This is a genomic window from Sphingomonas sp. STIS6.2 (assembly GCF_000732685.2).
Lineage (GTDB): Bacteria > Pseudomonadota > Alphaproteobacteria > Sphingomonadales > Sphingomonadaceae > Sphingomonas > Sphingomonas aerolata.
Window position 1 is genome coordinate 1 of the sequence record NZ_JPDP02000086.1, and the last position, 10,601, is coordinate 10,601.

9 protein-coding genes are annotated in these 10,601 nt (G+C 59.8%); 3 read left to right on the top strand and 6 right to left on the bottom strand.

Going from position 1 to position 10,601, the window contains the following annotated elements; genetic code table 11:
* Window positions 1–245: 245 nt before the first annotated feature.
* The 3 genes from sphst_RS12140 to sphst_RS12150 form a co-directional block, all read right to left on the bottom strand.
* The gene (locus tag sphst_RS12140; RefSeq protein ID WP_199848969.1) at window positions 246–923 is read right to left on the bottom strand and encodes a glycoside hydrolase family 11 protein; all 678 of its coding nucleotides are present in this window, start codon (window positions 921–923) and stop codon (window positions 246–248) included.
* A 163-nt stretch (window positions 924–1,086) separates the two neighbouring features.
* Window positions 1,087–1,854, bottom strand: coding sequence for a molybdate ABC transporter substrate-binding protein (modA, locus tag sphst_RS12145; protein WP_107045592.1), 768 nt, complete (start codon window positions 1,852–1,854; stop codon window positions 1,087–1,089).
* A 61-nt stretch (window positions 1,855–1,915) separates the two neighbouring features.
* The gene (locus tag sphst_RS12150; RefSeq protein ID WP_031393219.1) at window positions 1,916–4,318 is read right to left on the bottom strand and encodes a TonB-dependent receptor; all 2,403 of its coding nucleotides are present in this window, start codon (window positions 4,316–4,318) and stop codon (window positions 1,916–1,918) included.
* Window positions 4,319–4,423: 105 nt separating this feature from the next.
* Between sphst_RS12150 and sphst_RS12155 the strand changes: the two genes are divergently transcribed.
* Window positions 4,424–4,933: a homogentisate 1,2-dioxygenase gene (locus sphst_RS12155; RefSeq protein WP_107045593.1), complete on the top strand. Its 510-nt coding sequence runs from the start codon at window positions 4,424–4,426 to the stop codon at window positions 4,931–4,933.
* 570 nt (window positions 4,934–5,503) lie between these two features.
* On the opposite strand, the gene sphst_RS12165 is transcribed toward sphst_RS12155, so the two are convergent.
* The 3 genes from sphst_RS12165 to sphst_RS12175 all read right to left on the bottom strand — a co-directional run bounded on the left by sphst_RS12165 (window position 5,504) and on the right by sphst_RS12175 (window position 6,998).
* Window positions 5,504–5,926, bottom strand: coding sequence for a winged helix-turn-helix domain-containing protein (locus sphst_RS12165; protein WP_081877440.1), 423 nt, complete (start codon window positions 5,924–5,926; stop codon window positions 5,504–5,506).
* A gap of 68 nt (window positions 5,927–5,994) precedes the next feature.
* Entirely contained in the window at window positions 5,995–6,201 is a 207-nt protein-coding gene (locus sphst_RS12170; protein ID WP_031393223.1) for a TOBE domain-containing protein, read from the bottom strand.
* Between the two features lie 80 nt (window positions 6,202–6,281).
* The gene (locus sphst_RS12175; RefSeq protein ID WP_234387626.1) at window positions 6,282–6,998 is read right to left on the bottom strand and encodes a DUF1203 domain-containing protein; all 717 of its coding nucleotides are present in this window, start codon (window positions 6,996–6,998) and stop codon (window positions 6,282–6,284) included.
* A gap of 156 nt (window positions 6,999–7,154) precedes the next feature.
* On the opposite strand from sphst_RS12175, the gene sphst_RS12180 reads away from it, so the two are divergent.
* The gene (locus sphst_RS12180) at window positions 7,155–9,740 is read left to right on the top strand and encodes an EAL domain-containing protein (protein WP_043156286.1); all 2,586 of its coding nucleotides are present in this window, start codon (window positions 7,155–7,157) and stop codon (window positions 9,738–9,740) included.
* Window positions 9,741–9,986: 246 nt separating this feature from the next.
* Window positions 9,987–10,364, top strand: coding sequence for an STAS/SEC14 domain-containing protein (locus sphst_RS12185; RefSeq protein ID WP_031393141.1), 378 nt, complete (start codon window positions 9,987–9,989; stop codon window positions 10,362–10,364).
* The last annotated feature ends 237 nt before the right edge of the window (window positions 10,365–10,601 follow it).

Consider the following 10,601-nt stretch of genomic DNA (forward strand, 5'->3'; position numbering starts at 1 on the left):
GATGACGAGCGGCAGGTAGCGGGTTCTGGCGTTCTTCATGTCTAGCCTCTGGGTTGCAGGTTAGCAGCGTCTCACACGGGCAGTTCCTCGACAAGATGCTGCGTTTCCGAAAACGAGCGGCCAGCGAGACGGTTGGGGCGTTCCCATTCGGGATCGATTCCGAGAACGTCGATGCCTTCTCGCCTACCGTTCGTTTTCGGGAAGGTCATAGTGTCCCCGCCGAGCGCGATGTCGGATTGATATTGTTAAGGTCGCTTACGAGTACGCGCATCCAAAAGGCTGATCGTCGATGCACCTGTGCTACCGAAACCCTCTGTCGCTAACACCTGATAATCAAGCGAGCCTAGTTTCAGCCCGGCCCGCTGCCATGCGGCGACATGGTTAGCGAAGGTGATGGTATTGTCGCGACCGAGCGGGCGTCGGTCGGTCCGGACGCTCCAATACTGATCAAAGGTGGCTGTGCCTGCAATCGAAGGCTGATCGATCCGGCGCATACGGTAGATGCGGTATGTGCCGCCATCGCTTTGCACGATCCCTAACGGCACTGCGCTGGGCCCAGGAGGCGTAAATCCGCCCCAGCCGTCCACTACGTAATATTCAACCAGCGGATTTCTCGACCAGCCGTACAACGTCAAGTAGCCGTTCGATCCTGGGTCAAAGCGCCTGGCACGGTAGCGGACGATACGATCGGCAGAGCCTTGTCGCCAGCCGCGACCAGCGACGAGGTTACCTTGCCGCCCGAGCGCCCACCGCACTTCGTAGCCACCATTACGGGCGAGCGTCAGGCAGCCCTCGCCGCTGTCCTTCCAAAAGGTGTGGAAAAGCCCGTCACGATCACCGGTCACGTTGCGGCAGATAGTGCCATCGTCACCCGCAGCAGTGAGGATGAGTGCTATACAGGGCAACCACGTGATCGGTTTCATCGGTCGCTCCGGTCTCAGGATTGGCCATTCAGGCACTGAGCGCTGTATAATAAATCGATACCTAGCGACATTCCTCACATTCCCGATTTACCATCCCAATGGGAATGCCGCGGCGGTCTCTCTGGCCGTTCCCAATCGGGAAAATGGTAATCGGCTTCCCTACTTAACGTGCCGAGAACCCACAGCGCACGAATATCGCCTTGCCCGAACGGGAGACAAGGAAACGGCGAAACGCTTCGGCTTCGGGATTGTGCGATGCGGTCAGTCGCGCGATCGGATAGGTAATTGCCGGATGTGTTGATTTCGGGAACATCCCCGCAATTCGCACCTGCTTCGACGCCTTGGCATCCGTCGCATATACAATCCCGAGTGATGCCGCACCTCGCTCGACCAACGCCAACGTCGCGCGGACATTCTCCGCCCTCACGACCCTTGGTGCGACCTGTCCCCACACCCCGAGACGCTCCAGGGCTTGCTGTCCGTATTTGCCTGCGGGGACCGGCGTGTCAGCCATCGCCAACGGGCCAGCTGTCAGGACGCGGACCAGCGCCGTAGGGGGGCGCAATGGAATCCGCGTCTTGGATCCCGCAGGTGCAGCAACGACAAGCCGGTTGCCAAGGAACGTCACCCGTGTGTTCGCGACAATCAGGTTGCGTTTTGCGAGTTCGTTCATCCAGTCCTCATCGGCAGAGACGAACAGGTCGGCGGGCGCACCCGCCTCAACCTGTCGCGCCAAGGCTGACGACGCTGCGAACGAAATCACCGGCTTCACATGGCCCTTCGCCGCCCAGGCATCGGCTGCGGCCGTCATCGACTCTTGCAAGCTGGCAGCGGCCAGCACGAGCGGTGGTGTTGGAGCGGCTGCAACCGGTGTAACGGTTATGGTCGTGACCACGGTAGCGGCCAGCAGTGAGATAACTCCCTGATGCATCGTCTCTCCTTTACAGTCGGGTTTCATCGTTCTGATCGTCGTCCGATTGGCCTAATGACCGTCATTGATGGGCGTGGAACGTCAGACCGATGGTACGCGGGTCGCTTGGCGTTGCGAGGATCAGGCCGGAATTTCCGGCTTGAATCGTGACGTTCTGGATGTAGTCGCGATCGAACAGGTTGCGGGCGAAGACAGCCAGCTCCCACCCCTTGCTGCTACGATAACCGACGCTGCCGTTGACGACCGTGTAGCTGCCGATCGTCGTAAAGCGCGAGCCGGTCGGATCGCCGAATTGCTTGCTGCGGTAGTTGGCATCGGCATGCGCGAACAGGCTCCCGCTCAAGCTTGCGACCGGGCGGAGATAGTCACCGCCTACGGTCGAGGACCATTTCGGCAAACCAGGTAGACCCGTGCCGCTAAGATTGCAGGACGCCGCTGTATTGCCAATCAACTCGATCGGGCACGGGCCGTTCGGGTAGCTGTCATACTTGCCATCTGCGTAAGCGACCGATGCGCGAACCGACAGGTCACGCGTGACGGCCGCAACGGCATCGGCTTCCACGCCCTTCGACGTAACCTTTGGAATGTTGGCGAGATAGGTACGCAGCGCGGCTGCGGCGCGGGTATCGCTGACGTTGGTCTGGAAGTCGGTAACGCGGGTGTAGAATGCATCGATATTGAAGGTGAGGCGATTGTCGAACAGGCGGGTCTTCAGACCGACTTCATACGCCGTGTTCTTTTCCGGCCGTACGACCGCAGTGCCGATCGCCGGCAGGTTCTGATCGTTGAGCGGCAGACCCGACATGTTGATACCGCCGGACTTCTCGCCGCGGGCGTAGCTCACATAGCCGAGCACGTTATCGGTGGCCTGCCATGCGATGTTGGCGCGACCGGTCAGGGCGCCGTCATTGACCTTCGCGGCATAGGTCTGGCCACGCAGGATCCCGAGCCGGGCGTTGATCAGGGCCGGGCTGGTGGTGGCTGGACCGCCAAAGACGAACGTGTCGTATGTGCCCGTCTTATGCTCATAGGTGTAACGCAGCCCCCCGGTCAGGGTCAGGCGGTCGACCGGGCGCCAGTTGACCTCGCCGAACGCGGCATAGCTGTTCGACTGAAAGTCGGTCCGGCCATCGGTGCCATAGCCGTCGAGCAGGTTGGCAGGCACCGGAATGGCGTTCGCGCCTGTCGTGGTGCCGATCAGATAGCGGGCGGCAGCCGGGCCATAGATCGAAATTGGCCGGCCCTCCACGCGCTGACGGAAGAAATACAGTCCGCCGACATAGCTGAGCGCATGGTCGCCGTTCGACGCAAGGCGCAGCTCCTGGCTATACTGATCCTGGCGCGACGGAATGTGCTGCTCGATCTGGATCGGGATGCCGGTATAGTCGCGATCGTTGGCGGCATCCCAATTCCAGAAGCGCCACGCGCTGACCGAGGTCAGCGTTGCACCGCCAAGGTTCCAGTCGGCGATCGCCGCGACCCCGCCCTCGTTGGTGTCGACCCCTAGCTGCGCATCGATATCGGTCACGCGATCATAGGGGTTGGTGCTTGGCGGCGTGTAGTTGAACTGCGCGGCAAGGCCGGTCGGGCCGGCGAACTGCCGCGTTGCGGTGCGCGGCACGTCGCGGGTGGCGACACGGTAATAGACCTGGGTGCAGCAGTTGCTCTCGAAATTCGTGAAATCGGCGCTAAGCTTGATCTGGAACATCTCGGACGGCTTAAATAGCAACTGCCCGCGTACGGCCTGATTGCCGGTCTGGTTTTGATCCCGGCCGGTAACGACATTGTCGATTACGCCGTCGCGGCGCGTTGAGACGCCGGAGATGCGAAAGGCAAGCGTGTCGGTGATAGGCCCCGACGCCGCAGCCCTGGCCTGAACGAAATTGAAGCTGCCGACCGAAATCTCCTCGGTCGCTTCCGGTGTAAAAGTCGGTTCGCGCGTGGTGATGTTGATCGCGCCGGCGGTGCTGTTCTTGCCGAACAATGTGCCCTGCGGACCGCGCAACACCTCTACCTGCGCGATATCGCTGAAGTCGAACGCTGCGGTTGCAGGACGGGCGTGATACACCTGATCGACATAGAAACCGACGCCCGGCTCAAGGCCGTCATTGGCCTGGCTGACCGCGACGACGCTGCTGCCCAGACCGCGGATCGTAAACGCAGTGTTGCGCGGATTGGCAGAGCTATAGTTAAGCGCGGGAACGAGCTGTGAAAGCTGCTGCGTGTTGACGGTATACGACCGGTCGAGCAGCTCCCCACCGACCACGGAAAGCGAACCCGGGATACGCTGCGCATCCTCAGCCCGACGACGTGCCGTGACGGTGATCTCGGGCAGCCCGGCCTGATCCTGCTCGACGCTTGTACCGGTCGGGGCAGCGGTATCGCCCTGTGGAAGGCCTCGATCCTGTGCATAGGCGGGGGTTGCAAGCGCTATGAAACTGGCGGCGCAGAGCAGGTGACGCATCGGAACTTTCCCCTTGTCGACCGGCACGCCGCTATTGCAGGCTTTGCCGGGTATTGTATCCGGCCATATACAGATAGAACTCAATTGGAAAAGGCCTTGCCGACCATGATGCTGATTCCACTGCTTGCTCTTGCCGCCACCCCCCAAGCGATGCCGGCGATGGACCATCCGACCGTCACTTGTTCGGCCGCAATGGTGCCTCTTCCCGCTGGGTTGGAAGGATGGACGCGTAAGCAAGCCATTCGCGCGGGGGCTACGGCGACCGTGGCAACGACGCTCCCGCTCGGCGTTGGCGTCTCGGCTACGCTGCTGCCGACGCCGAAGATTGCCTATGCCGTCCGCCCGGAGAAGCCAGGCGGATCAGTGAGCAGCGGCGGGATTTTTGCGTTCACCGTACCCGTCGCCGGTCGCTACCGCGTCGCATTGGGGGCTGGGGCGTGGATCGACGTTCTAAGCGGCTCGACACCGGCAACGTCGATATCGCATGGCCATGGTCCTGATTGCACAGGAGTGCGCAAGATGGTCGATTTCGACCTGAAGCCGGGCCCTTACCTGCTCCAGGTGGCTGGTAATGCTTCCGCGACGCTGCCGCTGATGGTCGCGCGTATGCCGTAACGATCACAGATTGTTGCTCCAGCACGCAACGAATCTTATCCCTTATCGACAATTATATTCAACTGAATATAGATAGTCTGGCAGGTGAAACAGACATGCCATGAAGATCAGGATCGACATGACCGGCCTGCGCTACGGGCGCCTCGTCGGCGTCAGCTTCGCGCACAAGAGCCGAAGCGGTCACGCGCATTGGCTCTTTCTATGCGACTGCGGCAATGAAGTCGTAGCGGCAGGTGGAAACGTGCGGTCCGGCAGCACCGCCAGCTGTGGCTGTCTGCATCGCGAAATCAGCGCCGCCCGACTGACCGAACATGGCCATCGCGCGTGCAAGCGCCACGACGCCACATATCGCGCTTGGCAGCGCATGAAGATGGAGCATGTCTCCAGCATTATTTTGCCAGTGTGGTCCCAGGATTATGCCCGGTTCCTTGCCGATATGGGGGAACGACCTGACGACACGGTGCTGACCAGGGCCGACGCGGCCAAGCCGTTCGGCCCTAGTAATTGCCGGTGGCTACCGGTGGCGAACCGTTCGGTTCGGGCAACGACCGGGTGGATGAAGCGTCGCGACTATTTGCCGATTTCGTCTGTGGGCTTGAGAGCGTCTACCAACCAATCGAAGTCTGTGCCACTGGCTGCGGCGACCATGCGCGCCTCGATGCCGCGGTAGCTGGCCAGCACCCGCTCACCAAACGCAGTGAGCTGGGCACCGCCCGATTTCCCCCCACCGACACGGGTTTCAACGACCGGCTCTATCCACGCGTGATTGAGGCTGTCGACCAGCAACCAGATACGCCGATAGCTCATCTTGAGTTCGCGCCCGGCAGCAGAGATGGACCCGGTACGACCGATGGCGTCGAGGACGAGCGCCTTGCCCGGCCCGATCGCCGGGTCGGAACCTCTCAGTATCTGAACATTGATTTTCAGCGGCCCATCAATAGCCAATTGCACGCCTCCATGCCGGGCACGTCTCGTGGCCTGCACGTTGGCCATACCCGGTCGCGGGCGTGAGTGTCATTGCGACGAGATGCAGATCGACCCTCACCTCAGCGCCGCGCACGTCATTTTCCAATCAGTACATCGCTCGCTTTGATAAGCACCGTTGCCTGGTCACCTTCGCCGAGCGCGAGGTCGGCTATCGCTTCCTCGGTAATGTTGGCGGTGATGACGATGCCGTTCCCAATATCCACCTTGACCGATCCGTTCACGGCTCCTGGATGGATGCTCGCGACGCGACCTGAAATTTGATTGCGGGCACTGATTTTCATCGTGATTGACCTCAAGGAGCAAAGAGATCGAGCGGTAGCAGCATCGGGTAATCGGCGTCGATCGTTTCCCGTTTTCATACTCATGACTGGTTTTGGGAGGACGCTCGCCTTCCCAAAACTCGACCCCAAAAGGGAATGTCCTGACCGTCTTGCCGGTCGTTCCTAAATGGGACGATCCGAGCGGCGTAGCAGCCGCGTTTTGCGTAATGCGCCTGCAAATAGGCGATAGCAGGATTCTCGAAGAACTGCTCGATGAGGGGTGCAAGGGCATCCCCGTCCACAAGGTCGGCATCCACCATCTCACCGTTATGGCTGAACCCGCGGAGCGAGATAGGGCGGATGCGAAGCACATCTGGAATGAAGTCGATCGCATCGAGCGCGCGATGGGCACCTTCGCGCACGAAAATGGCGTGCCGGGAACGGTACGGCGTATCAGCCGGCTGATGCTCGTAATTCAGCAAGATCGCGTGCTCCCCGATGTTCATGTCGCGGACTTCAACGCGATCGGGAAAGCCTGGTTTGCTATCTACGACGTACCGCTTTGCTCCTTCAGCAGCGAGGTCGGCGTCGGAAAGCCCGTAGAGGTGACTGAACTGGCCGGGGTCGATCCCCAGGACACGAAAGGGCATGGAACGAACTCCTACAGCTGTTTCGATCCTATGGCCTGCCTCATATTCGCAGGCGTCCTGCTTCTTGCCATCAAACTCCGTCATTCGATTCCGAGGAAGGCCGCAACGCCACTCGACGGCAGCTATCGCACCTTGCTTCTCAAAGCGAACGGACTGCTTCTCACGCATTGTTGCCGTTCGTTGTCCGTTGGCACCTAGCGTGCACAAAACTCATCACTGTCCCCTTAACCCCAAGTTGCGACGTTGGGCGGCGAAACTTCGACCATAACGGTTGTTTAATCTGTTTAATTTACTGTTAAGCTGCTTGAAGGAGGAGCAGGTACGGTGGGTAATAACGTGCAGGTTGAGGAGGCACGGTTACGCTCCCTCTACAGTCTCGACATCCTTGATACGGTCGAGGAAGCGGAACTCGACCATATCACGAACCTGGCAGCCCGCCTGACTAGCGCACCGATCGCCGCGGTCAGCTTCATTGATGCCAGGCGTCAGTGGGTCAAATCCCGGGTCGGTATCGACGCGTGCGAGGTTGATCGCGACATAGCGTTCTGTGGACAGGCGATCCTCGGCGACAGCATGCTGGAGATTTGCGACGCCCGCCTCGACCTGTATTTCGCAGATAATCCGCTCGTCACCGGGCCTCCCCACATCCGATATTATGCTGGGTCGCCGCTGATCACGCGCAATGGCCATCGCATTGGTTCGCTGTGCATCGTCGATACCGTCCCCCGGCCACCAATGAGCTCCGACACCACCGCGCTGCTCGCCGGATTGGCACGGATCGTCATCGACTATCTCGAACTGCGTCGGTCTCGTGCAGCTGGACGCATCGCGACCTTGATCGCGGAAACGACGTCGGACGCGATCATCTGCGCAGACACGGGGAACCGGATAACCTACTGGAACACGGCTGCCGCTAATATGCTTGGCTGGTCAGCCGAGGAGGCGATCGGCCAACCGCTAAACCTGATCGTCCCCGAGCGCCATCGCGCCAGCCACGCGGGTGGGTTGGCAAGGGTGGCGGCAGGGGGAATGCCCCGTCTGTTCGGCAAGGTCGTCGAGTTGCCCGCCTGCCGGCGTGATGGGCAGGAAATTCCGATCGAACTCTCGCTTGGGAACTGGTCGGATGAAGATGGCTTGCCGGCAGGCTTTGCGGCGATCGTCCGCGACGTTTCGGATCGTAAGGCACTGGAAGAGGAACGCCAGCGTACGCAGGCGCTGCTTGATACGGTGATAGAGGCCATGCCAGTCACACTTTTCGTCAAGGGCGCTCAAGACGGTCGCTATACGCTCGTCAATCGGGCGTTCGAGGCACTTACCGATCTTCCTCGCGATGCCGTCCTTGGCCGTACCGATGCCGAGCTGTTTTCTCCGGAAGACGCAGGCGTCTTCATGGCAAACGACCAGATCGCCCTCGCCAGCCGGGATACCATCCTGTCAGAAGAGACGCTCAACAGGGCGGATGGTTCGACCCGAGTGGTTCGTTCTCAGAAGCTTGGGATTGACCCGGACCTGGATAGTGCACCGCGTTACGTGCTGGGCATCTCCGAGGACATTACCGAAGGTCGCGCCGCGCAGGACCGACTTAGCCACCTCGCGTGTCATGACGCGCTGACGGGTCTCGCGAACCGGATGAAATTGACCGATCGGTTGGCAGCTATGTTGGACGGATCGTCAGGGCTGATCCCCGGCGCTCTCCTGTGCATCGACCTCGACCGCTTCAAGATCGTCAATGATCTCTACGGTCACGGCTTCGGTGATGAGGTGCTGGTGGAACTTGCCGGGCGTTTGCAGTCAGCGTGCGGCGATGATGCGCTCGTTGCGCGGTTGGGCGGTGACGAGTTCGCGGTCCTGTGTGAATGTGAGCCCGACGGGGTCCGCGCACTGCTATTGGCCAGCCGCATTGTCGATACGGTCAAGGAGCCAGTCACGCTGTCAGGGCGCGTAGCCCATCTCGATGCGTCGCTTGGTGTCGCGGTATTCCCAGCTGACGGCAGCAACGCAGCCGAGCTGCTACGCAACGCCGACATGGCGCTTTACCGGTCCAAGGCGGAAGGACCAGGTACGATCTCGTTCTTCGATGTGTCGATGGACCACGCGGTGCACCAGCGGCGAATGATCGAGGCCGAGTTGCGGACGGCCATTGGTGAGGGTGCCATCGTACCCGTTTATCAGCCGATCATGTGCCTTGAGCGTGATCAGATCGTCGGCTTCGAGGTGCTCGCGCGTTGGCGCCACCCCACCCTTGGCGACGTATCACCGGCCTTGTTCATCTCGGTAGCTGAGGAAAGTGGCCTAATCGTCGAGCTCGGGCGCCAGATCCTAACGATGGCGGCGACCGAAGCACAGCGATGGTCGGTTCCGCTCAAAATTGCGGTCAACCTGTCGCCCGTACAGCTGCTGAGTGGCGACTTTGCTGGGGATGTAATGTCCGTCCTTGCAACCGCGGGTCTGGACGCGACCAGGCTTGAGCTCGAGGTTACCGAGGGCTTCCTGATCCGCGATACGACCCGCGCCATCGATATCCTGCAACGCCTGAAAGCGATCGGCTGCCAGATATCGATGGACGACTTCGGCACCGGCTATTCGTCCCTCAGCTACTTCCGCCTGTTCCCGTTCGACAAGGTCAAGATCGATCAGTCCTTCATTCGCGACATGGCCGACGACCGGCAGGCACGCGCGATCGTGCAGGCCGTGATTGGGCTTGGCCGAGGTCTCGGGCTGTCAGTCGTTGCTGAGGGTGTCGAGACCGAGGCCCAGATTACCATGCTCCGAGACGAGGGGTGCGCTCAGGTTCAGGGGTACCACCTGGGTAAGCCTGCACCTATCGAGACGTTCAATCATATCGTTCGGCCGTGGCATGAGTGCGCCCTTCCGGCAGAGAATCCGGTAGCGGTAGCGGTAGCGGCCTGACCGACTGCGTTAAGCTCTTACGCCGGGCTGGGATTACCGCGGACATCCTCGCTGCCAAAGTCCGGCCCGGTTCCGCTTTAACATTTTATTCTGGAAGCACAGCTGAGCAGTTATTAGAATGTTACACCGGCAGCGTTCAAATCAATCAATCGGTCCAATACCGCCGCTAATCCTGACATTAAAAGAGAGATTTACAGGCTAACCCTTGTTAAGGAACGCTGGCCTGTCACTGGTTAGGCGGCTCACATGCCTTCTGAATTCGCTATCGCTGCCGATCCACTGCTGGGCCTCATCCAAATCGATATGTCCGGGTTTTTTTTAGAGGCCGATATCCGTGCGTTCGAAGAAGCGCGGAATGAAGCCCACTCCCAACTCCGTTGTGGACCCAACGAGCATCTCACCCTCGTTGACATTCGCTCAATGCAAATACAGTCACAAGAAGCTGTGGCAGCCTTCAAGCGCATACTCGATAATCCAGCATATAAATCAAAGCGCATAGCGATTGTCGTCAGTCATACGTTGGCAAGCATGCAGATTCAACGCGCTGCCGTGGATCGGGACGTCATGTACTTTTCCGAGGATTTGTTGGTCGCGCGAAAGTGGTTACTGAATGGTCATATTTGATCACTATATACTTATAAGGATTGCTTAACTTCTAATCTTCTTAGGCCGAGCTATCTGACCATCTTGCTGCTTTGTCATCGATCAATTATCGAGACAGTCGCATAATGGTAGCCTTTCTCATTTCTGGATCGCAATCGAGAACGGGCCGACCTTCTTGATCGCCGGTGAAATCGGGAAGCTCTTTGGCTCGGAGCGAAGGTCCGATATGCGTGTGCCCGTGTGAGACGCTGCTAACCT

What these genes read in the sequence shown, in the direction of transcription:
- sphst_RS12150 (WP_031393219.1), bottom strand. Translation starts at nt 4,318, where the DNA reads ATGCGTCACCTGCTCTGCGCCGCCAGTTTCATAGCGCTTGCAACCCCC.
- modA (WP_107045592.1), bottom strand. Translation starts at nt 1,854, where the DNA reads ATGCATCAGGGAGTTATCTCACTGCTGGCCGCTACCGTGGTCACGACC.
- sphst_RS12165 (WP_081877440.1), bottom strand. Translation starts at nt 5,926, where the DNA reads ATGGCCAACGTGCAGGCCACGAGACGTGCCCGGCATGGAGGCGTGCAA.
- sphst_RS12185 (WP_031393141.1), top strand. Translation starts at nt 9,987, where the DNA reads ATGCCTTCTGAATTCGCTATCGCTGCCGATCCACTGCTGGGCCTCATC.
- sphst_RS12175 (WP_234387626.1), bottom strand. Translation starts at nt 6,998, where the DNA reads ATGCGTGAGAAGCAGTCCGTTCGCTTTGAGAAGCAAGGTGCGATAGCT.
- sphst_RS12155 (WP_107045593.1), top strand. Translation starts at nt 4,424, where the DNA reads ATGATGCTGATTCCACTGCTTGCTCTTGCCGCCACCCCCCAAGCGATG.
- sphst_RS12170 (WP_031393223.1), bottom strand. Translation starts at nt 6,201, where the DNA reads ATGAAAATCAGTGCCCGCAATCAAATTTCAGGTCGCGTCGCGAGCATC.
- sphst_RS12140 (WP_199848969.1), bottom strand. Translation starts at nt 923, where the DNA reads ATGAAACCGATCACGTGGTTGCCCTGTATAGCACTCATCCTCACTGCT.